This window comes from Sphingomonas sp. Root710 (assembly GCF_001429065.1).
Taxonomy (GTDB): domain Bacteria; phylum Pseudomonadota; class Alphaproteobacteria; order Sphingomonadales; family Sphingomonadaceae; genus Rhizorhabdus.
In genome coordinates, this window is the sequence record NZ_LMIB01000012.1 from 892,409 (window position 1) to 915,757 (window position 23,349).

The 23,349-nt window shown below is 62.7% G+C and carries 17 protein-coding genes; 6 read left to right on the plus strand and 11 right to left on the minus strand.

Annotation, left to right across the window (positions count from 1 at the left end):
* Positions 1-217: 217 nt before the first annotated feature.
* The 4 genes from ASE00_RS14115 to ASE00_RS14130 all read right to left on the minus strand — a co-directional run bounded on the left by ASE00_RS14115 (position 218) and on the right by ASE00_RS14130 (position 2,533).
* Positions 218-1,207 carry a mechanosensitive ion channel family protein gene (locus tag ASE00_RS14115; protein WP_321164027.1) on the minus strand — a complete coding sequence of 330 codons (990 nt, stop codon included), beginning with the start codon at positions 1,205-1,207 and terminating at the stop codon, positions 218-220.
* Between the two features lie 174 nt (positions 1,208-1,381).
* Entirely contained in the window at positions 1,382-1,573 is a 192-nt protein-coding gene (locus ASE00_RS14120) for a hypothetical protein (protein WP_056381246.1), read from the minus strand.
* A gap of 69 nt (positions 1,574-1,642) precedes the next feature.
* Positions 1,643-2,011, minus strand: a complete 369-nt coding sequence (locus ASE00_RS14125) for a DUF4168 domain-containing protein (protein ID WP_082594699.1) — start codon at positions 2,009-2,011, stop codon at positions 1,643-1,645.
* Positions 2,012-2,020: 9 nt separating this feature from the next.
* Positions 2,021-2,533, minus strand: coding sequence for a hypothetical protein (locus tag ASE00_RS14130; protein WP_162256461.1), 513 nt, complete (start codon positions 2,531-2,533; stop codon positions 2,021-2,023).
* Positions 2,534-3,099: 566 nt separating this feature from the next.
* Between ASE00_RS14130 and ASE00_RS14135 the strand changes: the two genes are divergently transcribed.
* From ASE00_RS14135 to ASE00_RS14150, 4 genes are all read left to right on the plus strand, one after another.
* The gene (locus ASE00_RS14135; RefSeq protein WP_156405430.1) at positions 3,100-3,480 is read left to right on the plus strand and encodes a response regulator; all 381 of its coding nucleotides are present in this window, start codon (positions 3,100-3,102) and stop codon (positions 3,478-3,480) included.
* 171 nt (positions 3,481-3,651) lie between these two features.
* A complete protein-coding gene (locus ASE00_RS14140) occupies positions 3,652-4,920 on the plus strand; it encodes a mechanosensitive ion channel family protein (RefSeq protein WP_056381255.1) in 1,269 nt (422 codons plus the stop codon).
* A gap of 165 nt (positions 4,921-5,085) precedes the next feature.
* Entirely contained in the window at positions 5,086-6,273 is a 1,188-nt protein-coding gene (nhaA, locus tag ASE00_RS14145; RefSeq protein WP_056381256.1) for a Na+/H+ antiporter NhaA, read from the plus strand.
* 371 nt (positions 6,274-6,644) lie between these two features.
* Positions 6,645-8,384 (plus strand): chloride channel protein, encoded by a 1,740-nt coding sequence (locus tag ASE00_RS14150; RefSeq protein ID WP_056381258.1) that lies wholly within the window; start codon positions 6,645-6,647, stop codon positions 8,382-8,384.
* A 150-nt stretch (positions 8,385-8,534) separates the two neighbouring features.
* Here ASE00_RS14150 and ASE00_RS14155 read toward each other — a convergent pair whose 3' ends face one another.
* Both ASE00_RS14155 and ASE00_RS14160 read right to left on the minus strand, forming a co-directional pair.
* Entirely contained in the window at positions 8,535-9,782 is a 1,248-nt protein-coding gene (locus ASE00_RS14155) for a tyrosine-type recombinase/integrase (protein WP_056381717.1), read from the minus strand.
* Between the two features lie 920 nt (positions 9,783-10,702).
* Positions 10,703-13,126 carry a TonB-dependent receptor gene (locus ASE00_RS14160; RefSeq protein ID WP_056381261.1) on the minus strand — a complete coding sequence of 808 codons (2,424 nt, stop codon included), beginning with the start codon at positions 13,124-13,126 and terminating at the stop codon, positions 10,703-10,705.
* A gap of 220 nt (positions 13,127-13,346) precedes the next feature.
* On the opposite strand from ASE00_RS14160, the gene ASE00_RS14165 reads away from it, so the two are divergent.
* Complete coding sequence (locus tag ASE00_RS14165) at positions 13,347-14,252, plus strand: LysR family transcriptional regulator ArgP (protein ID WP_056381263.1); 906 nt, start codon at positions 13,347-13,349, stop codon at positions 14,250-14,252.
* A 21-nt stretch (positions 14,253-14,273) separates the two neighbouring features.
* Here ASE00_RS14165 and ASE00_RS14170 read toward each other — a convergent pair whose 3' ends face one another.
* Positions 14,274-15,842 carry a sulfotransferase gene (locus ASE00_RS14170; RefSeq protein WP_414819859.1) on the minus strand — a complete coding sequence of 523 codons (1,569 nt, stop codon included), beginning with the start codon at positions 15,840-15,842 and terminating at the stop codon, positions 14,274-14,276.
* Between the two features lie 180 nt (positions 15,843-16,022).
* Here ASE00_RS14170 and ASE00_RS14175 point away from each other — a divergent pair, with 180 nt between their 5' ends.
* Entirely contained in the window at positions 16,023-17,456 is a 1,434-nt protein-coding gene (locus tag ASE00_RS14175) for a M20/M25/M40 family metallo-hydrolase (RefSeq protein ID WP_056381265.1), read from the plus strand.
* A 21-nt stretch (positions 17,457-17,477) separates the two neighbouring features.
* Here the strand turns inward: ASE00_RS14175 and ASE00_RS14180 are convergent, their stop codons facing one another.
* From ASE00_RS14180 to ASE00_RS14195, 4 genes are read right to left on the minus strand one after another with little or no spacing between them, the layout of a single operon-like run.
* Positions 17,478-19,325, minus strand: a complete 1,848-nt coding sequence (locus tag ASE00_RS14180; RefSeq protein ID WP_082594700.1) for a gamma-glutamyltransferase family protein — start codon at positions 19,323-19,325, stop codon at positions 17,478-17,480.
* A gap of 33 nt (positions 19,326-19,358) precedes the next feature.
* Positions 19,359-20,591 carry an alpha/beta fold hydrolase gene (locus ASE00_RS14185; protein ID WP_082594701.1) on the minus strand — a complete coding sequence of 411 codons (1,233 nt, stop codon included), beginning with the start codon at positions 20,589-20,591 and terminating at the stop codon, positions 19,359-19,361.
* 11 nt (positions 20,592-20,602) lie between these two features.
* Positions 20,603-21,883 (minus strand): MFS transporter, encoded by a 1,281-nt coding sequence (locus ASE00_RS14190; RefSeq protein ID WP_056381272.1) that lies wholly within the window; start codon positions 21,881-21,883, stop codon positions 20,603-20,605.
* A complete protein-coding gene (locus ASE00_RS14195; RefSeq protein WP_200957929.1) occupies positions 21,871-23,349 on the minus strand; it encodes a M20 family metallopeptidase in 1,479 nt (492 codons plus the stop codon). Before ASE00_RS14195 ends, ASE00_RS14190 begins: the two co-directional genes overlap by 13 nt.

Genomic DNA, 23,349 nt, shown 5'->3' on the forward strand with positions numbered 1-23,349 from the left:
TTTCCACGGCATCGGTCGGGCTTAGACCGTTTTCGCAGCATTCCCGCAGACAGGAACCGGCGACAACGAAAGCGGCATCCAATTCGTTGACGGCGGCCGCCGGCTCTTTCCGATGTGTTTGGGGCTGGGCCAGAACCTACCAGTCCGATCATCCTCGCGAGGGAGTGCGCGATCGCGCAAATTCGTCCTCGCTTGAACAGACTTATGTCGGACCTCCTCAATGCGCTTCGGCGTGAGAGATATCACCACCGGCATAGGCATTGAGGCGGAGTCGCACAATCGCTTCGGGCATTTCGCGTGCGATGAAGCCGACCAGTGCCTCGCGCACGTCACAGCGAAGGTCGAACGCCTTCGAGGCGTCGGCGGCGGTGACCAGAACACGTAGCTCGACACTGTCCGGTTTGGTGTCCGTGACTTGGAGGTTCCAGAACCGGCGATCCCATTTCTCATTTGCTTCGACGATAGCCTTGGCCGCGGTTCGGATGCGCGATACATCGGTTGCAGGATCGACGAACAGGAAAACCGAACCGAGCAATTGCGACGAGGCACGGGTCCAGTTCTGGAAGCTTTCCTCCAGAAATTTGCTTACCGGCACGACCAGCCGTCGATCGTCCCAGATGCGGATCACCACGAAGGTCAGCCGGATATCTTCGATCCTGCCCCACTCGCCGTCGACAATGACCACGTCATCGATGCGGATCGGCTCGGTAAAGGCGAGTTGGGCACCTGCGATCAGGTTTTTCAGGGCTGGCTGCGCAGCGGCGCCGACCGCGAGGCCGGCCAAGCCCGCTGACGCCATCAGGGTCACCCCGACGCTGCGGATGCCGGGTATGCTGAGCAGCATCATGCAGACTGTCAGGAAAACCGCGAGGAAGATGGCGATGCGCGTCAATATGGTGACGCGTGTGCGACGGCGCCGTGCCTGCAGATTGTCGGCTACGCTGATGTCGCTTCTCGCGATGGTGATGTCACTCATGGCATGAATGATGGCGATCGCCAGCCAGCCGATGAGCCCCGGCAGGATGAACCCTGCCGCCTGTTGCCAAAGGCCTTCGACCCAATTGCTGAGCGCGAGGCTGCGCTGGCTGAAACTGAGCGCGATAGCGATCGCGATCCATCGGGTCGGCGACGCGATCCGGGATAGGATGACATCGTCAGAGCGGCCAGCGGTCCGTTGTGCGAGGCGCCTGAGCGCGGCCAGAGCCATTGCGTGTAGGCCTAGTGCGATCGCCGCAGCGATGGCAATAGCGATCGCTGCGGCGAATAGCTGACCAAGGCCTGGGGTGATGCCCATTGACCCGAAGACATTTTCTATCATCGCGTCTCTCTGAAATTAAGCTTTGCTTGCCGCGCAACCGGACTTGAAATCGCTTCGAGCCGCTCAGGGATGCTGAAAGATCAAATGCCGGGTGAAGAGCAGCGCGATGCCAGCGACGGCGGGAAGGAGCGACAGCAGGATGAGCAGGATGAGGGTCCGAGAGCGTTGAAGACGTCCGCTGTCCATCAGCAGGACGATCAGCCGGATGAGAATCGCGCTCAGCGCAAGCAGGATTATGGCACCGAGGTAAATCATCGCGATTCTCGCCGTGTCGACATTTCCCGCTGGCCGGCAGTGAATGGTTCACGACGAGGGCGGTTCCGGTTACAGGTCGAGACTTTCGCGCATGACGAGGTCCCGCACGCGTCTTCGCAAGTCGGGCGTCCGCTCGATGGCGGCACTGATCTGATTGAAGCTGGCAGGAGTGAACCCGTGCCGCGCGAGCACCTCATAGATAGCACGTTGCGATTGGACCTTGAGGCCTGCTCGTTCGGTCGGCCCCGCTGTCTTCCAGGCGCGATCAGCAACTTGGCGGATCTCGAGCACCTTCACGAGCGTGCTGGCATAATTGCGGATGTCCCGCTGAAAGACATGGTCAGGCAGGGGCGTGACCGGCGCCGCCCCGGAGGCCGCAGAGCCAAAAGCCAGCAGAGCCGCCAACCCGATGATCGCGCCAGTTCGACGAAGCCGCATTGCCGTTTCCTATTGCGTTGACTTCACGGCCGCTTCGAACTCCGCGGCGGTCATACCCACGATCAATCCTTTCGGACCGCTTCCGATAGATGCGATGGGCAGGCGCGCGTCACCATGCCCGGACGCAAGCACGACGAGGTCGCCATCAATGGCCTTCACCGTGCCGAGCGGATTGCCTTGCGCGCCGCTGATCATCACGCCAGGGATGATCTGCGCGCGCAACGCCGCAGCAGCGTTTTCGGCGGCCTTAGCAGCGGCGGCATCGAGCTCGGTTTTCGTCAGTCCGATCACGGCGCCCTTGTCGTTCTTGGCAAAGGAGGCAAGCGGCAGCGCCACTTTATGGGTGCCCGTGGCGACGACGGCGGTCTCGCCTGTCACGCTGTCGATCGTGCCGACCGCGCCTCCGGCCGGATCGGAAACGGTCATCCCTGCTGTAAGCGCAGGCGGGGCACCGATCGCCTGACCGCCGGCGAGTGCCAGAACGCCGACGCTGAGGGCACGCATGAACCGGGGTTGCTTCAAGGGTAACTCTCCTGATTCCGAAGACAACTATATCGTTATCCGATATATATGCGGGAACAGGAGATTCGCAATGCCGCGGACCGAAAAGATTGAACTTCTCGCAGGATTGGCGCTGTTTGCAGCGATAGTGGCAGCCGTAACGATTGGCGTCAGGTGGTTGCTCCACCTGTTGATCTGACCGATCCTACCCTGTCCGAGACGTGAAAGCAGATCGGTCAGCGTGAACCGCATACGCCGCACTTCGCCGAGATGGGTTTTGGACATTTTGCCGAGCGCGGTCCTCGATTGGGGCGTCAAACCTGGTCGCACGCGACGTCGATCGGTTAGCGAGGACCGCCGCTTCAGCCATCCAACAGCGATCATGCGATCGGCATCGCGCTTGGCGCGACCCGTTTTGGTGCGGTTGTGCGGATGGCACCGGCATAAGCGTTGCCTTTCATGTCGTAACCCGATACTTCGAGAGGGTCGGACGCTGGGGGGCGGTTAGCGGCATTTCACAGGGGGGCGGCCCGTGCCGAGCGAGGCTCGGCACGGGTTTTGCCGCAGCACAGGAGTGTTTCAGGACGGTGAAGTCCATCCTGATCGTAGAAGATGATCCTCTCATCCGTATGATGTTGGAAGACGGACTGAGGCGTGCCGGCTTCGACGTGCTTCTGGCGGCATCGTCTGAAGCTGCGGTTGCCGCCATTTCTGCTCGTGCCGAGCAGTTATGCGCCTTGGTTACGGATATCCAGCTCGGCGATCGGACATCGGGCTGGGAACTTGCCCGCTTTGCTCGCGAGTGCAACCCAGAGATCCCGATCGTGTACACGAGCGGCACATGCGGTACCAACTGGCCGGCGCAGGGCGTGCCCGCAAGCCAGTTTGTCGGAAAACCCTTCACGAATGACGATATATTGGGCGCCCTCACAGCGCTCCTGAACGATCCGGGGAAGCACGCCGCGTGATGGATTCGGCCGGCCCGGCTTGTGCGGTGACGTCCACGCCTGCGTTACGGATTACGAGCCGAGCTCCGTTTCCAACTGGATAAAGAGCATGCCGCAAGGGGGGCGGCTGGCCTGACCACCACAGCCGCGCTACCGATATGTCCCTTGGCATCTTTTCAAGCTGGACGTGCAATGGAATTTTTCCTGCTGCCGGGACTCGGCGACCGTGCCGTCCAGCAAGCGCTGGCTGTCGCGCTAATCAGCCTGGCATCCTTCGCGCTCGCCGAGCTGATCGCACGGCGGCTGACCCCGCCCCTCATCGCGCGCTGGCCTTCACCGGATAACGGACAGAGCGCGCAGGGAACGCCCGGGATTTGCGCCCTCCTCCGTTGGGCCGTCGCGCTCATGCTTCTCGTAGCGGCGAGTATGATAGGATTTGAGGCGCTCGCGGCCCAACTCATCCTGTCGGCCGCCATGGGGTCGGCCGCCGGACTTTTCGTCCACCGTCTCGCGCGCACTGCCGGTGCTGGCCCCTTGGCCATACCGCTCGGCATTACCGCCTTTACCGGAACGGTGGTGGGCGCGCTGCAAGGCCTGGAGCCCTTGCTCGCAGGATTGAACGCAGCGAGTGTTTCTGTCGGTTCCCGCCAGATAAGCTTGCTCGGTGTGTTGAACGGCGTCGTCGTTATCGCACTCCTCTTCATGGGGACCCGCATCGCCATCCGCCTCATCGGGCGCTCGATCGATCAGGTCGGCGGTCTCGACCGCTATCAACGCGTCCTGATCCAGAAACTCGTCGCTGTCGCGTTCGTCGTCATCGCCGCGCTGATGGGCATCGACCTTCTCGGAATCGATCTGACCGCGCTCGCAGTCTTCTCGGGCGCCTTCGGATTGGCGGTCGGCTTTGGCCTGCAAAAGACGTTCGGTAACCTGCTGTCGGGCCTGATCCTGCTCATGGATCGGTCGGTCAAACCCGGCGACGTCATCGTCGTGGGCGACACATTTGGCTGGGTCAACAAGATCGGTGTGCGCGCGGTATCCGTGGTCACGCGGGATGGAAAGGAGCATCTCATTCCCAATGAGTTGCTGATGACGGAACGAGTCGAAAACTGGTCATTTTCAAGCCGCGACGTCCGGATTCGCATGCCATTAGCCGTTGCCTATGACAGCGACCTCGAGCTTGCGGAGCGCCTGATGATCCAAGCCGCCACCGAATGTCCGCGGGTCTTGTCGACACCGCAGCCCAATGTCTGGTTGCGCAGCTTCGGCGAACGTGGTGTCGAATATGACATTCTGGTGTGGATCAGCGATCCCGAACAGGGCGTCGGCAACGTTCAATCTGACATTCTGGGGCGGATCTGGCGATTGTTTCGCGATCACAATGTCGAGATTCCGCTGCCGCAGCGCGACATTCACATCAAATCCTGGCCGCTGAGAGGTCGTGACAGAAGCACAGGGTGAACCAGATAAGCGACATGCGTCTGCCTTGACCACGGCCTCCGGGTTGTGCGCTGCCCTACCGTCTGCGATAGGAAAAAGCTCGGGTGCTCGCTTCCCGACTGCAGCGAGCAGGTATCTGTGCTGGTCGGGCCGCCAGCAGGGCTTATCGACACCCGGGATCCCGTGATGAATCCCTTGCGCGTTCTTCATCCTAGCGCCATCCGCCGCTTTCTCGACAGCCAATCTTCTGCCGGACTCGTGCTGATCGGGGCAGCCGCCCTTGCCATGATCCTGGCCAACTCTCCGGGGCAGACCGCTTATGAGAGTGTCCTCCATGCCAGTCTAGGCCCGCTCTCGCTTCAGCACTGGATCAATGACGGCCTCATGGCAGTTTTTTTCCTGCTCGTGGGGCTGGAAATAAAAAGGGAGGTGCTGGACGGGCGGCTATCAACCTGGCCTCGCCGCATCTTACCAGGAGTCGCCGCGCTGGGCGGGATGGTCGTACCAGCACTCCTGTACCTGGCCTTCAATCACGGTCCGACGGCGGCTGGCTGGGCCATCCCGGCAGCAACCGATATCGCTTTTGCTCTGGGGATCATGGGGTTGCTCGGAGACCGCGTGCCGGCGTCGCTGCGGGTTTTCCTCGCCGCACTCGCGATCATCGACGACCTCGGGGCCGTGGTGATCATCGCGATCTTCTACACCGCCAAACTTTCGCTGCCTGATGCCGGCGGAGCAGTGGCCGTGATCGGCCTGCTGATCGCGCTCAATCGCGCGGGAGTCCGCAAGCTGGCTCCCTATCTCTTGATGGCGCCATTGCTCTGGATTCTGGTCTATCGATCCGGCATCCATGCGACGCTGGCCGGTGTCGCGTTCGCGCTGACCATCCCTATGGATCGTACACCAAGCCGACCAGATGCCAACATCGACAGTCCGCTGCACCGGCTTGAACATGCCTTATATCTGCCCGTTGGCTTTTTGATCGTCCCGATATTCGGTCTGGCGAACGCAGGCGTCTCCGTCGTCTCGCTGACTATGCAGGCGTTTGTGGCGCCGGTTACCCTCGGCGTAGCGCTGGGTTTGCTTATCGGAAAGGTGACAGGCGTGCTGGGCTTCGCGATGCTTGCGATCCGTCTCGGCTTTGCCGACATGCCTTCGCACGCTACCAGGCATCATATGGTCGGCGTCGCCCTCCTCTGCGGCATCGGTTTCACCATGAGCATCTTCATTGCCCTGCTCGCTTTTCCAAGCGATCCGATCTTGCAAAGGGAAGCGAAGCTCGGGGTGATGGCCGGCTCCCTGCTGGCAGGACTTCTCGGTTATGCGGTGCTCGCCAAAGCCGCCCAAAGCCGCCATAAAAGAGGGGACAGCTAACACCGAGTAGGCTGCGCTGAGTTCGGAGAAAAAGATCGATCATAGCTGCCCACTGGTTCCAAATGTCGATCCGAGACGGCTTGGTAGGCCGCGAGTCACCTTTCGTTCAGGCCAGTGTCTTCACTCCCCGTCGGCCTCCACTTCGGCCGCGCTTCACAGGAGGGCCAGTATCGACCGTTCCGAAATTCTGCTGTTCGTAAAACTGATCGGACTAGCCGCGGCCCTGCTGGTGTCGATCAGTATAGCGACCCGGGCTCAGTCGGGTCTGATGGCCGCGCTGTCGATTGCTTCATCGGTTTTACTGTTAGCCATTCTGGGGCAGCTGATCGCGCGACAGGACTGACCGATATGCTTTCGACCGATACCTGCAGATGCTGAGGCCTACCTCGCTCCTTCGTCTCACTCGACGGCGCCTGCGCTCGAGCGAGGGCTTTTTCATTCTTCTCGCGGTAGGCGTGGGCATTGCTGCCGGTCTTATCGCTGCGGCGCTCAGCGGCCTGACCCATCTCCTGCAGTCCATGCTTTATGATCTGAATTCCGATGCCCGTCTGAGCGGCCTCGCCACCTTATCACCCATGCGATTGCTCGCTCTGCCGCTAGGCGGCGCGCTATTGGGGGGAACCATCCTGATTGTGGGCAAGCGCAAGCGCACCGCAATCGACGTGGTCGAAGCTAACGCTCTGCACGGCGGTCGAATCCCATTTCGCGACACGCTGCTGGTGTCCGGTCAGACTCTGATTTCCAACGGCTGTGGGGCATCGGTCGGCTTGGAGGCGGCTTATGCGCAGGCCGGCGGCGGGATGGCTTCACTGATCGGACAATGGTTCAACCTGCGTCGCAGCGATCTACGCGTGCTACTGGGCGCTGGAGCGGGCGCGGCGGTCGGCGCGGCCTTCGGCGCTCCGCTCGCTGGTGCCTTCTATGCTTTCGAGATCGTCATCGGGGCTTATACTCCAGCCAGCATCGCGCCCGTCGTAGCCGCTACCATTGCCGCTGTGATCACTGCTCGAACGCTGGGCGCGACACCCTATCTGATCGCCGCGACCAGCAGCCAGAACCTCGCCACGGTCGATTACCTTCTCTACGCCACACTGGGGTTGATCGCGGCCGAGATTGGTATCGCGCTCATGCGTCTCGTTTCGGTGGCCGAGACAGTCGTTCGGCGAAGCAGGTTACCGGAATGGTCGCGACCTATTTTAGGTGGCGCCATCCTTATTCCTATCGCTTTTGTCTCGCCACATGCGCTGTCCGCCGGCCATGGCGCGCTGCATCTGACCATTGGGAGCTCGCTTGCTCTCAGTGCGCTCGTCTTGATTTTCCTCCTCAAATCACTCGCATCGATCGTCTCGCTGGGATTCGGCTTTCGTGGCGGACTGTTCTTTGCATCCCTGTTCCTCGGAGCTCTGCTCGGCGAAATTCTTGCCGGTCTATGGGCTCTTCTGCCAAGCGCCATCATACTCTCACCCGTCGATGCCGCGTTGGTCGGCATGGCGGCGCTCGCGGTTGCCGTTGTCGGCGGTCCGATGACCATGTCGCTGCTGGTACTTGAGGCTACCCATGATTTTGGGATCACGGCGGTCGTTTTGACCGCCACCTTATGTTCCAGCGCGCTGGTTCGGGAACGTTTCGGCTATTCTTTCTCGACGTGGCGTCTGCATCTGCGCGGTGAGGTGATCAAGAGCGCCCGCGATGTCGGATGGGTACGCCTGCTTACAGCGCGGCGGATGATGCGTCCCGCGCCAGCCACCGCCTCGCCAGCCTTGACCCTGTCGGCATTCAAAGCGCTTTTTCCTCTCGGCTCCACGAGTCGTGTGCTGCTGGAGGATGAAGCCGGACATTATGCCGGCCTGGTACCCACCGCCGCCGTCTACGCCGACACCGGTGCCGATGACCGTCTCATCGCCGAATTGTCGATCCTAAAGGATGTCACCTTGTCTCCGGACATGCCGATCAGCGCGATCATGGTGCGCTTCGACAAGAGCGAGGCGGACGATCTAGCGGTTGTCGATGCGGAGGGCCGGATTCTCGGCATGCTCACCGAGAAATATGTCCGTAAACGCTACGCTGACGAGGTCGACCGGTCCCAGCGCGAGCTTTACGGAGAGGATTAGCGTCCAATTCTCTGACGCGCGAGCGAATGCAATTGCCGCTGCCTGCCCGACCATCGGCGACCCCTTAGCTCTACGCAGGGCCTGCGGAGGCCGTTAATGATCGGTTCCATCGACCTGCATATCGACCGTCTCAGGCTGAAGCCGTCAATTTTAAATCGCCCGGCTAATGACGCCAATCTTGCCATCAAGCGCGCCAGCAATTTCCTCGGAAACTTGATCGGCGGCAAGAACCAGCGCTCGATCGAGATGGATATAGCGCTGAGTCACCCCGCGACCTGCATGACCGAGAAGGCCAGCAATTGTGAGCTCAGAAAAGCCCATGTCTCCGGCAACGCTCGCGAAAGTGTGCCGCAGGACATGCGGAGTGACGCCTTCTATCCTTGCGATCGCACATAGGCGGTCTAGCACTCGCACCACCCCGACGAAATGTCCGTCGCTAATCTCGCTCGGGAACATGAATGGATTGCCGCGCCGCGCGACCTGCGCGGCGAGCACGCGCACCGCAGCCGATCCGATAGCGCGAACCTGCTTGCCCGATTTTGTCATTGGGAAATCGACTGAAGAGTGGTCGAGTTGCGCCCAAGAGCGATGAAGCCCTAACGCTTCCATCCGCCGGAAGCCCGTCAGGAGCATAAACCGTATCGCGTCTAGTGCGACCGGCGGCTCTTCGGTCGCCGCACGCAATGCGACGCCCAGACGACCGATTTCCTCGAGGGAGAGGCGACGCTCTCGTTTGTTATCAACCGAAATTTTGCGCACGCCTCGCGCGGGATTGCGCTCGACAATCCCCCAGCGCGCAGCTTGCTCGAAAATAGTGTGCAGCATACCAACGGCGCGTCCAGCGACCCCGGCGCCGCCCGTCGTTTTACCGCCGCGCCCCTTCCAGGCCTTTGCCGTCTTGCCCGACGATACATCGGCCTGAAACTTCTCTAGGTCGGCGATCGTCAGGCTGTCGACGCGACGATTGCCGATCAGTGGTTTCACATGGATGTCGATGCGGCTTTTGTCGAGCGCGAGCGTCGCCTTAGCGATCGGCCGCCGGCGACGACCAAGCAGTTCTCCACTCTCCGACGCGTCAATGTACCAATCGCAAACTTCTGAGACGGTAGGCTTGCGGCGAGCGGCCTGCCTCACTTCCGCCGGGTCACCACCTTGCGTTATCTCAGCGAGCTTTTGGATGGCGAGTTTACGCGCAGCATCGGGGGTAAGGACTGATGCTGACCCGAGGGTCAGTCGCCGACTGCGGCCTTCCGCATTACGATACTGCAGAACAAATGCTCGAGCGCCTGACGGCTTTATTCGTACACCGAAGCCTCGAAGCTCGCCGTCCCACGCCATCACGTCCCGCCCGGCGATGGGTCTGAGCTGATCGAGTATTTGCTTAGTGAGCTTCGCCACCGTCACTCTCCTGCTTACCCGAGCCCAACATAGCAGTCGGGTAAGCAATGGGTAAGCAGATAATAGCAATCTCAGGCGTCCGCAGTGGTAAAGCGGACCCGTAACGTTTTACGTAAGCAGTTGTTTTATAATGTTTCTTATTAGTCTATCGCAGCCAGGCGAAATTCCCGGAGCCAATTGCCAAGGTTGGGGTCGAGGGTTCGAATCCCTTCGCCCGCTCCAGTTTTCCGGACTGAATTTGGGTAGCTTCGTGCTCACCCAGCCGGATTGCGTTAGCCGGATAAGCGAGGCTAAGCTCCGTCGATCCAGCTCGGGCGTGCGGATGAAGTTCGCGCCCTACCCGCTGGCGGTCGAATTGCCCCCTAACATTGCTCGGGTTCCTCGCTACGCCGTGTCACGGCTGCCGTGATCCGCATATCCGTTCCATCGGAGGATACGCGACGATCCATCTGAGGCCGACCCTCACGATTTTGTCCAATGTGCACGTTACGAGCAGTCTTAACCCGTCGCCGCGCACGCTCGAAACGCTTCGTGTAGTGAGCGGAGGGCAGGCTCGCCGACGAGCAGCATATACGCGATCGCTATGTCTGGAACGCCCTTCAGCTTTCCGAGCTATATGCATTCGATAAGAGCGGCAAATGCAGACCGAGGGGACTCGCGTCGCCCGGCGGCCGTGGTCGCGGCTCGAGTGCAGATTGCATTCAGCCGAGCGCGCCACCCGCCCGGTTGTCTAGACGGGCAACTTGATGAAAGCGGCCTTCGACCGGTTCAAATAGCCGGCGAAGAAGTGCTCAAGCAGCTTTCCGCTTGGTTTAGTCATGAAGCGCGCATCAGCCGTTTCCGGCCCATGCTGCGCGTTCTTAAAGCGTGGCGCCCGCTCTGCACGATGCGATCGGCAGAGCGGGCACCCATCCCGCCGGTCAATAATGGAAACGAACGTCCACGCCGACGCGGCGAGGCGTCAGCACGCCGAGGGCGTAATAGCGTTCCACGACATTGGTGCGGACCTGGTTGAACGAGCTCTTGTCGTTGCCGATCGCCGTAACCGCATATTTGTCGAAGATATTGTCGGCGAACAGCATGACCTCGAAGGCCTTGGCCCTGTAGGTCACCGAAGCACGGTGCGTCACATAACCCGGAATGACCTCGCCATTGCCGCGCAGGCCGACCCGCGAATAGATGTTGCCCGTATAGAGCGCGGTCCAGTTCGCCTCGATGCTGCGATCGTCGCCGAGCGGCATGGTGTAGGTCGCCTGCAACGTCCCCGAATTCTTGGTCGAGCCGGGCAGACGATCGCCGTCAAAGGCCGCGAATTTAGTGCCCTGGCTGACGACCAGTCCCGGCGCATCCCGCGTGAGATGGGCGTCATTATAGGCATAGGTGCCTTGCAGGAGAAGGTTCGGAGTGACCTGAAGCGCGGCCGACCCCTCGATGCCGCTTGAGACCGCCTTGCCGGCAGCCGCAGTGATGCCGACGCCGCCGTTCACGGTGCGGCTGGGCACCTGGATGTCGGTCCATGCGATGTCGAACGCGCTCAGCGTGAAGCGGAGCCTGCGATCGAACAGCGCGCCCCTGATGCCAAGCTCCATGTTGCGGGTCTTGTCGGGGCCGAATTCCAGCTCGTCGGGCAGCGCGCAGACATTCTGGCCCGGCGGCAGCGGCTGGACGCAAGGCGCGACCCGATTCACGCCGCCGACGCGATAGCCGGTGCTGTAGGTGAAATAAGCCATCAGGTCGGAGCTGAACTTGTAAGAGGTGTTCAGCTTCCACACCATGCCGTCATCCCGCGTATCGCCCGAGCGGATCTGGCTCGGGTCCACCGCCGTCGACGGATAGGGTGTGCGGGCTATGCCGCCGCCAAACAGCGGAGTATCCGCGCCGCCGGAAACCGAGGCGTCATATTTGAAATAGCGCAGACCGCCGGTCACCTGCCAGGCGTCGGTCAGCTTGTAGCTGAGTTCGCCATAGATCGCCTTTTCCTTGGTCTTGTTGTCGACCACGGTGATATATTCGAGATCGTCCGGCCGGTTGACCCCGGCGAAGGCCGCGAAGCCGGGCGTATATTCGAAATAATCGGCGGCATATTTCAGCTTGTTGTAGAAAGCGCCAACCACCCAGCTGAATGGCCCGCCATGGGTCGAGACCAGCCGGATCTCCTGATCGAACTGCTTATAGTCCTCGTCGAGGTTACTGTAGGACGAGAAGGCCGGGAACGCCTCATAGCCATAGTTCAGGTCGAGCAAATTATCGGTGTTGTCGCGGGTGGTGCGGATATTCTGCCGCGTATAGGCGGTCGTGCTGACCAGCTGCGCCACCTCGCCCAGGTTGATGTAGACTTCGGCCGAATAGAGGCTGGAATCGCGGTTCACCGGCTCGCGATAGCGCCATGGCCCTTCATAGCGCCCGGTGCCGAGAACACCGGCGCCATTGGCCTGGCGCCCATCGGTGTTAGTCTTCTGATAGGCGTAGGTCAGATAGGCTTTGATATCTGGATTGGCCTGAAGCAGCAGCGTGTTGCGCGTGGTGAAGGTATGTTCGAAGTTCAGGTCGCGCCCGCGCTTGAAGTTGGCCGCATAATCGGCCGGCGTTCCGAACGAGCCCTGCGCCGCGGTGGGGCCGCGAACCGGCTGCGGATTGGAAACGCCCGGCTGTTGGAGCAGATAGTTATAATCGATGAAGCCGGGATTGTCGTAATAGCCGACGACCGACCGGAACGCGATGTGGTCCGCGACGATCGGCACGTTGACGGTCGCGTCCCCGGTCAGGCCGATGTCCTTGCTGTGGGACTCGGCGAAGGTGCGGCCATGAAGATCGACGCTGAGCCGATTGGTGTTGGGACGGCCGGGGATATAGCGGACTGCGCCCGCCAGCGTTCCAAGGCCATAGAGCGTGCCCTGCGGCCCCTGCAGCACCTCGACGCGGTCGATATCGATCAGCTTGAAGTCCAGATAGAGCGGGACTTCGCCGAGATAGACGCCCACCGAGGTGTTCGAGCTCGCGCCGCTGACCGAGACGCTGCTGGAATTGGCGGCGGAAATACCGCGAAGGATGATGTTGCCCGTGGAAGACGGACCGGTGTCGACGACGGTTACGCCGGGCGTCAGCGCCGCCAGCGAGCGGACGTCATCGGCGCGCTGCCTGGACAGATCATCGGAGGTCACGGCGGTGATGTTGATCGGCGCATCCTTCAGGGCGACCGAGCGGCGCGTCGCCGTCACGACGATCTCGTCGGGGGCCACGACCTTATCCTGGCTGTCCGCGGCTTGATCCTGGGCCAGCGCGGGCGCAGCGAGCCCGGCGAGGATCGTCGCTCCGAGCAAAGACGCCTTGTAGAAACCGATCATAATTCCCCCTTACCTCCCTTATGGCGGCAGTTCGGCAAGCAGAGCGCCAGCCGTCGCGGCCGAGATCGAATTAAGCCGGCAGCCCGCCCCGTATGACGTTATTGGCTTGGGGTAGACGTGGGCGATCCCGATCAAGGCACAGTCGCAATCGCTACTGTTGGGCAAGGTGTTTGTGTATTCCAGCTTATAATACTAAACCCTATTAAGGAGGGCTAAACCGATGCTGGACTACGCCTCGCTGGCAGCCGTCGCCCGGATCGTGCGGGATGGAAGCTTCGAACGGGCTGCGACCAGCCTGGGCGTCACCACGTCTGCGATATCCCAGCGCGTCCGCGCGCTGGAGGAACGGCTCGGTACGGTGCTGATCGTCCGTGGGCAGCCCTGCAAGGCGACCGAGCTCGGCCGCCGGCTCTGCGCCCATTTCGAACGCGTCAGCCTGCTGGAAGACGAACTGATAACCGACCTGCCCGATCTGTCGAGCTTGTCGCGCCAGGCACCGACGATCAGGATCGCGGTCAATGCTGACAGCCTGGCCGCCTGGTTCCTGCCCGCCGCCGCGGCCTTCTACGGGGCGACCGGGGCTTTGGTCGATCTGGTCAAGGATCGCGAGGAACTCACCGCAGAATATCTTCGCCGGGGCGAGGTCTTCGCGGCGGTCACGAGCGATCAGACGCCGATCCAGGGGTGCAAGCGGTCGGCCCTGGGCGCGTTGCGCTATGTCGCGACGGCGACGCCCGAATTCGTGGACAGATGGTTCGCCGAGGGTGTCAACGAGGCCTCGCTCTCGACCGCGCCGATGTTGCGCTTCGATCCGCGGGACAGGCTGCAATCCCGATGGCTCGGCAAGGGAGCCGGTCTCGACTTCACGGCGCCGACCCACTTCATCTCCTCGCCGCATGGCTATGTCGAAGCCTCGCTGCTGGGCATGGGGTGGGGCATGAATCCGCTGGAGCTCGTCCGGGATCACCTTAGCGAAGGCCGGTTGGTCGAACTGACGCCGGGCCGATATATCGACATCGATCTATATTGGCATTGGGCGCGCGTGGGCGGGCGGCTGCTCGACGAACTGACCGAAAAGGTCCGCCAGCGCGCCGGCAAGTCGCTGATCCCGCCCAAGCGCAGCTGAACGATCCGTCCGACAGGGCGGCTATTCGACAGCTATGCCCTGCTGCTCGAAGAAACGCCTGACCGGTTCCAACGCGGCCGCGTGACGGCGCCACTTGCCCATCGAGTCGCGATAGATGGGCCGCCGCACCTGGGCGGCGCTCGGCGTCGAGACGGCCGCGCTGTTGGCATGGAAGGACAGGCAGGCGTCCGACCAGGGAAGTTCGCAATGCTCCAGGAGACGCCGGGTTTCGCTTTCCTGATCGTCGACCAGCTTTTCGTACTGCACCTCGAGGATCCGGCCGGGAAACAGGTCGCGCCACAACCGCATCAGGCGGTCGAACCTCCGATAATAGGCCGCGATGTCCAACAGGCTATAGCTATAGTCATAATAGCGGGACGAAATCGCGAACAGGTTCCGGAAATTGGCGAACACCGTGTCCATCGGATTGCGGCGCAGGCAGATGATCGGCGCATCGGGCAGGGCCTGCGCAATGAAGCTCACATACAGGAAGTTTCCCGGAAATTTGTCGACGAAGCGCTTATCCGGCTGGCGGCGATGCGCCTTCGCCTTCTCCATGTAGAGGCGGCCGATATCGGCATGATCCGCCAAGGCGGCGGCGCTGAGCGTGGCGGCGTCGAGGACTGTGCGGCTGGGCGTTCCGGAAACGGCCTTCACCGCGAGCGGCATGGCCTGAAGCTCGCCCGCGCTCTCCACGTCGGGATGGGAGGACAGGATGCGATCGACCAGCGTTGTCCCCGTTCTCGGCATGCCGATGATGAAGATCGGCGCGGATTCCCGACCGGGGGCCGCCGTCCGCCTGGCCGCCGTCCGTTCGACCGCGTCGAAAATCTCTGCGTCGCGTGAGAAATCATAGGACAGGGCACGACGATGATCGTCATTCACCTGACGAAGGGTTTCAAACGCCCCGGAGTGATCGTCGAGATCTTCGAGTTCCTTGGCCAGGGCGTAGCCAAGCTGCAGGCGATCGACCGGATCGGCAGCCGTCCGCAGTGCAGCGCGCAAGGGTGCGACATGGTTGGCCGCCGCGGTCTGCCTGCGCAGGCCCGACAGCAGATGATAGGCGCGTCCATTGCCCGGCGAGAGCGCCAGCAGCTTTGCCAATGTCCCCTCGGCATCGGCAGTGCGGCCGACGAAGCTCAAGGCCGCCGCATGATTGTAGAGAAAGGCGACGTTGCCAGGCGCCAATCGTACGGCTTCGGCAAAATGCGGCAGCGAAGCCGGATGGTCGCCCAGCCGGGCATAGACGCAGCCGATCGTGTCCAGGCTCAAGGCATCCTCGGGCAGCGCCTGTTCCGCGCGACGCAGCGCCGCCGCCGCATCCTCGTCCTGGCGCACCAACACATATAGCCTGGCCAGTTGCGCCAGATATTCGCCCCGGCCGTCGAGAAGCGCGGCTGTCTCGATCGATGCGATTGCCGAGCGGATGCGCCCCGTTTCGGCATCGGCCAGCCCCAGCAGGAAATGCCCCTCTGCAGCGTCGGGTTCGGCCGCTACCCATTGGGCGGCGCGATCCCGGGCGGATTGCCAATCCGCGCGAGCGATCATGCCGCGGATCGAAACCGCCGACGTCGAGGGTGCATTGTTCATAAAAGTCATGCTTCCATCCATCGGACGACTTCGAACCTTGCTGGGTCCGGCAGGCGATTGCCATTTAGATCCGCTTAATGTGCTTTAGCCTTTTTAGATCGACGGCGCAGGACTGAGCCGGTCAGACCCGCTAGATAGCCTTGGGCGATCTGCGGCGCCTTGCAAGATTAAGGATGGACGATGCCGGAATCAAAACACGAAGAAGCTCGTATCCTGATCGATGGCATCTGGGACGAAGAGATCGTTCCGATCCTCGCCGATTATATCCGCATCCCCAACAAGTCGCCCGCCTTCGATGCCGACTGGGCGGCGCATGGCTATATGGACCAGGCGGTCGCCTTATTCGCGGACTGGGCGCGGGAAAAACTCGTCCATTTTCCCGGCGCCACACTCGACATCGTCCGCCTCGAAGGACGCACACCGCTGATCTTCATCGACGTGCCGGGCGCCTCCTCCGGTACGATCCTCATGTACGGTCATCTCGACAAGCAACCGGAAATGGAAGGCTGGGCGGAGGGCATGGGCCCGTGGCAGCCGGTCATCAAGGACGGCAAGCTCTATGGCCGAGGCGGCGCCGATGACGGCTATGCCTTGTTCGCATCACTCACCGCGCTGCTGGCGGCAAAGCGCCAGGGGATTGCACACGCCCGCACAGTGATCCTGATCGAGGCAAGCGAGGAATCGGGTTCGCCCGACCTGCCCGCCTACATCCATCACCTCAAGGATAGGATCGGCACGCCCGATCTCGTCATCTGCCTCGATTCGAGTTGCGGCAATTATGAGCAGATGTGGCTGACGACCAGTCTTCGCGGCCTCGTCATGGGGAATCTGAGCGTCAGAGTGCTGCGCGAAGGCCTTCATAGCGGCGCGGTGAGCGGGATCGTCCCTTCGTCCTTCCGCATCCTGCGCAGCCTGATCGAACGGATCGAGAGCGCGGCGACGGGTGAAATCCTTCTGCCCGAACTCATCGCGGAAATCCCCGAGGGGCGGCGTAGCGAGGCGCGGCAGGCCGCGGCGATCTTGGCCGATCAGGTCTGGTCGGAACTGCCCCTGGCCGGATCGACCCGGCCGATGGGAGACGACAATGCCGCGCTGATCCTGGCGCGCAGCTGGAAGCCGCAGCTCGCCGTGACCGCGATCGACGGCTATCCGAAACCGGCGGACGGCGGCAACGTCCTCCTGCCCTTTTCGGTTGCGAAACTCAGCATGCGGCTGCCGCCGACGGTCGATGCGGCCCGCGCTGTGGAAGCCCTGAAGACCGAGCTGGAGCGCGATCCGCCCTATGGCGCATCGGTGAGCTTCGATATCGTCGATGTGGACAATGGCTGGAGCGCACCCGAACTCGCCGATTGGCTGAGGCGGGCGCTGGATGAAGCGAGCCTCGACTGTTTCGGCGCGCCCACCGCCTTTCACGGCGAGGGCGGATCGATCCCTTTCATGGGTATGCTGGGCGAGAAATTTCCCGGCACCCAATTCGTCGTCACCGGCGTTCTCGGGCCGCAATCCAACGCGCATGGCCCCAACGAATTCCTGCACATCGCCTTCGCGAAGAAACTCACTTTGGCGATCTCGTTGCTGATCGGCTTCCATGCCGACCAGAAGCAGGGCGATTGATCCGAGCGCAGGCGACGCCGGTTAGAAGCCCGCCGCCTGCCCATCCTTTCGGTGATCGGAGCCGGCGCGATAGACATGGGGCCCATCCTTGCCCTCCGGACGCTGGACTATGATCGCCTGGAACCCGCCGACGCCGGTGCTGCTCGGTGGCCCGAGGACATGGCCCATCGCAGCGAGATCCTTGCCGACAAGATCATAGAGGCCCTGTTCGAGAACGAGGCGGTTCGGCACCTGGCTGTGGCGGAAACGCGCCATGTCGGTCGCCATCTGCACATTGGCGCCTAGGTCGAAGATGTTGACCAGCACCTGCGCATGGCCCTGCGCCTGCATATCGCCGCCCATCAGCAGGAGCGACATTAGCGGCTGGTCGCCGTCCATGACGAACCCGGCGGACAAAGTGTTATAGGGCCGCTTGTGCGGCGCGATCACGTTGGGAGAGCGCGGATCGAGGCTGAAAAGTCCGCCGCGATTATGCAGGGTGAACCCATAGCCCGGCACGGTCAGGCCCGATCCGAAATTGTCGAAGCTCGAATTGACCAACGCGACCATATTGCCCTGGTCGTCAGCGGTCGACAGCACGACGGTGTCGCCCGCCCCGGTGTCCGCCCCGCGCGGGCCGGTGGTCGAGGCACGTTTCGGATCGACTTTCGCGCATAGCGAACGGGCATGGTCTTTCGACAGCAGCCGGTCGACAGGGACCTTCACCCGATCGGGATCGGCATTGAAGGAGATCAGATCGGCGAAGGCGAGCTTCTTGGCTTCGACCATGAGATGCCAATATTGCGGATCACGCGGGCCCATGCTGGCAAGCGTCCGGCCCGGCGTCCAGACCGGCACGCAGGCCTCCAGGATATTGATCATCTCCAGCGCCGCCCACGCCTGCGACGGCGGCGGCAGCTCATAGACGTCATGCCCATGATAGGTGGTGTGCGCCAGCTCGACCCATTCGCCCCTGTAGCCGGCGAGGTCCTCCATGGTCATCGTGCCGCCCTCGGCCGTCGACTTCGCGATCAGGGCGCGAGCGATCTCCCCGCGATAGAAAGCCTGGGCACCCTCGGCCTGCAGGAGGCGCAGCGTCTTCGCCATGTCCGGACTTCGATAGATTTCCCCAGCCACGGGGGGACGGCCGTCGACATACCAGGCGGCGACCGAGTCGGGATCGAGCTTGGTGCAGCAGCCTTTGAGCGGCAGCGCCGGCGACAGCACCCATTCCGCGGCGACGCGCTGGCTGATCGGGAAGCCTTCCCGCGCATAGGCCTCGGCGGGGGCCAGCACCTGCTTGAAGTCCATGGTGCCGAACCGCTTGACCAGCGCGTCCCATCCCCAGACCGAACCGGGAACGGTGACCGGCAGGATACCGCCGGGCGGCATTCCGGAGCCCGGCCCCCAGTTCGCGGGATCGGCGCGGTAGCCAAGCTTGGCGAAACGCTCAGGCGTGGCGCCGGTCGGCGCCGTGCCGCTGGCGTTCAGCGCATAGAGCTTACGTTCCTTCGCGACATAGACGATCGCGAACAGATCCCCGGCGACGCCGACGTTCATCGGCTCCACCACGGTCAGCACGGAGGCCGCCGCGACCGCGGCATCGATGGCGTTGCCGCCCTTCTTCAAAATTTCGATGCCGGCCTGGGCTGCCAGCGGCTGACTGGTCGTGACCATGCCGTGCTGGGCGAGAACCTCAGCGCGGGACTGCGCTTTCCAGCCTTCCGATCGATCGCCACGCACCGCCGTGCAGGCCGGCTGCGCATCGGCCTTCGTGCAAGTGGAGAGTGCGGGAGCCTGCTGGCCCAAGACCGGAGCGAGCGCCATCCCCGTGGCGCCGAACGCAAATGCCGTCAAAACCCACGACCACCGCGCTTTCCCAATCTTCATGTGCCGTCCCTCGATCGACGAAAAAGCCGCGCCCTATTTCGAAAATCCGGGCCACGTCCGATAGCCGGTCTGTTTCCGCATGATCGGCTCGCTGAAATCCAACAGGCTGCGCAGGATCAAACCCGGCTGCTCGGTGAACATCATGTGCGCGGCATCGGGCAAACTGACCTTCTTCTTCACCGGCGCGCGGATCGCCGCGAACCATTGGTCCGCCACGCGGTGATTGGTGATCAGATCATGCTCCCCCACCAGCAGCAGCAATGGGACCTTGATGACCTTGGGCGCGTCGCGATCGACCCGATCGCTTTGGCCATTGAGGTGCTCGACGCTGAACCTGACACCTTTAAGCCACGCTTCCTGCTCCTCAGCCGTATAGTCGGGGCTGGCACGCACGAGATTGCGATAGGTGACACTCAGGCTGTCAGCATCCCGCGCGGCCGGATCGTAGATCATGCCGCCATAATAGCGGGCATATCGGTTGATCAGCCCGGCATTGCGGGAGATGGACGCGGGGTCGCGGTTGATCCCGGCAAGGGCGTCGGCCACGGTCGTGTCGTTGGCGGCGCGGGCCAGCGCCTCGACCTCCGCCGCGGTCGCCGCCAGCGACCGATCGCCGTCGACGGCCTGCCCCGCGCCGATATAGGCATAGAGCAAATCGGGGCGCCGCGCCGCCATGTACAGGCCCAGCGACGATCCCCAGCTATGCCCGATCAGGAATATCTTGCGCTGCCCCGTCATCAGGCGAAGTTGCTCGATGAGTGCGATGCCGTCGTCGACCATCGTGTCGAACTTCATCGTGGGCGCCACGGCCTGCGGATCATTGGCCAGAAAGGTCTTCCCAGCCCCGCGCTGGTCCCACTGGACCACCGTGAAGAAATCCTCGAACGGCGCTTGCCAGGCCCAGGCGGCGGGCATCATCGTATATCCCGGCCCGCCATGCAGGAACAGCAGCACCGGATTGCGCCGGTCCTTGCCGCGGATCGATATCCATTGATCGATGCCGTTGATGCGCAGCTTGCGCAGTTCGGCGATCCCCTGCGGGCTGCCGATCCTGTTCACCTGCCCGATGACGTCCTTAGCCGCCACCGGCGCCGACATCGGCAGCTTCATGGCCGCATCGGTGGCGGCGACATGTGGCGGATCGGGAAGCGTGGCCGTCATATCCTGCGCGGCATGGGCCGTCATCGCATTGGCCAGGAACAGCGCCGCCGCGATCCTGGAGATCGGACGGAGTTTGCTCAAAGCCGGGTGCGCAGGGTCGCCCATCTCACACTCCCTTATCGCAGCCCCAACCGCGAGCGCATCATGGCGATGGCGAACAGACTGATGACGGCAGAGATCACCAGATAGATTCCCGGCGCGAAGGCGCTGTGGGTCAGCGCGACCAGGGCGGCGATGATGACCGGGGTGAAGCCGCCGAAGACGGTGGTCCCGATATTGTAGCTCAGCGCCAGCCCCGTCGCGCGGGTGCGGGGCGGGAAGCTTTCGGACATCAGCGCCGGCAGAGCGCCGAAATAGGTCGCCTTCAGGAAACCCAGCCACGTCATCAGCAGGATCAGCGATGCGGTGCCCGGATAGCCGTTGAGCATCAGGAAGCCCGGAATGATCGTTATCGCATAGGCGATAGCTGACCATGTCATGATCTTCAGCCTTCCCAGCCGATCGGACAAGTGGCCGACGATCGGCGTGACGAGCGTCAGCACCACGCCGCCGGCAAGAGTCGCAGCGAAGCCGGACGTCGCGTCCAGATGCAGCTCCTTCACGGCATAGGTCGGGATATAGAGAATGAGATAGCCCGCCACCGTCGACATGACGAGCGCACCGACCGCCATGGCGATCCGCGCTTTCTGCGTGCCGATCAGATCCCGGATCGGACGCTCGGTGCGTTCAACCGTCCGGAATTCGCCGCCCTCTTCGACATATTTGCGGATGTAGATGCCGACCGGCCCGATCAGCAGGCCGAAGAAGAACGGAATCCGCCATCCCCAGGCATCGAGATTCTCGGGCGACAGCTGCGTCGACAGGACGAGGCCGAAGATCGACGCCATCACCGTGGTCAGCCCCTGGCTTGCGAACTGCCAGCTCGACATGAACCCGCGCCGCTCGGGCGCATGTTCGACCAGCAGCGCCGTCGCGCTGCCGAACTCTCCGCCCGCGGAAAAGCCTTGCAGCAGGCGCGCGAACAATATGCCGAGCGGCGCGACGATGCCGATCGCCGCATAAGGCGGCATGACCGCGATCATCAGCGTGCCGACCATCATCAGGCTCAGCGAAATGAGCATCGAGCTTTTCCGGCCGACACGATCGGCATAGGCGCCCAGCACGAGCGCGCCGACGGGACGGATGATGTAGGACACACCGAAGGTTCCGAGCGCGAGCAGGACCGACAGCGACTCATTATCGGTCGGAAAAAACGCCTTGGAGATCGACAGCGCGAAGAAGCCGTAGATGACGAGGTCGAACCATTCGAGCGCATTGCCGATCGACGCGGCGATGATCACCCGGCGGATCGTGGCGGGCGAATGGGGCTGCGGTGCAGCGGTGCTCAACGTTGCCATGCTTCGATCCCCCGATATCCGTGCCGCCCCCCGGGCGCATCCCAATCCGTCGCGGCCGCGCCGCCATAGGGGCCACCTTCGCCGAGGTCCCAGAAAAGGCCGGCCATGATCTGCAGCCCCTCACGCGCCACGCTGCCGAGCAGATGCTCGTTTGGTGCGTGCTGGGCGCACGCCGCATAAGAATGCGGAATCCAGATCGTCGGCAGGTTCAGCGTTTCAGAAAAGACATTGTTCGGCAACGTGCCGCCGAAATTGGGCAGAACCGCGGCCGGCTTGCCGGTCGTCCGCTCGATCGAGGCGGCCGTCCAGCGCGCCCATGGATCATCGGGATCGAGACGCGATGCGGGCGCACCGAGTGCGACCGACAGCTGCACCATCGTCAGACCGCTTTCATCGAAGCGCTGCCTGAGCTGCGTCTCGATCCGATCGATGTCGGTGCCGACCACGAAACGGAGCTGGCAATGCGCGACCGCCGTGGGGGGAATGGCGCCGATCGGATTTTCGACATCGCCCGATTGCATAGCCAGCACATCGAAGCTGTTCCACGCGAACAGCCTTTCGCCGGGCGACATGCCCGGCTCGCCCCAACCGGCGTCCAGCATGGGATCGTTCGGCGCTCCGCCCACGGGCAACGCAGCCAGCGCTGCCCTGGTCGAGGCTGCGGCCAGCGGCGGCCGCATGGCATCGACAAGGATGACGCCGTCGGCGTCGACGATATGGTTGATGGCGGCGGCGAGCGTGGTCGCCGGATTACGCAGGATCCCGCCCCAATTGCCGCTATGGTGCGCGCCCTGACGCAGGTCGAGCCAGAGCTTGATCAGCATGATGCCGCGCGAGCCGAGGAAGATCGTCGGTTTGTCCGGCTGCAGCCGGGGTCCGTCAGAGGCGATCAGGACGTCAGCGGCCAGTTCTTCGGCGTGACGCGCGCAGGTCTCGTTCAGGCCGGGCGATCCGCGCTCCTCGCCCATTTCGATCAGCAGCTTGGCATTGAAGCCGAGTGAGCCCCGCGTCGCGAGCACGCTCTGCAACGCGCCGAGATTGATCGAATGCTGGCCTTTGTTGTCCGCGGTGCCGCGGCCATAGAGACGATCGCCCTCCACATGGATCGTCCATGGCGACAGCCCTTCGCGCCACCGGTCCGCCTGGCCACGCACGACATCGCCATGACCATAGATGAGCACGGTCGGCAGATCGGACGATTCATGCCGCTCGGCGATCAGCATCGGCGGCGCGCCGGGCGCGGCATTGTCCAGCATGCGAACCGTGAACCCCATCGCGTCCAGCGCCGGGGTGAGATCATCCAGATAGTCGCGCAATAACTCCGGAGCGACGTCGCCCTGGCTTTCGGACCGCAGCGCAACCCGTCTTTCCAGGTCGCGCAGAAACGCGCCGGAATCGTAATAGCGATTGGCACGCTCAATGGCGTCGATCCGGGTCACCAGCTTCTCGCGTCCTGCTCTTTTCAA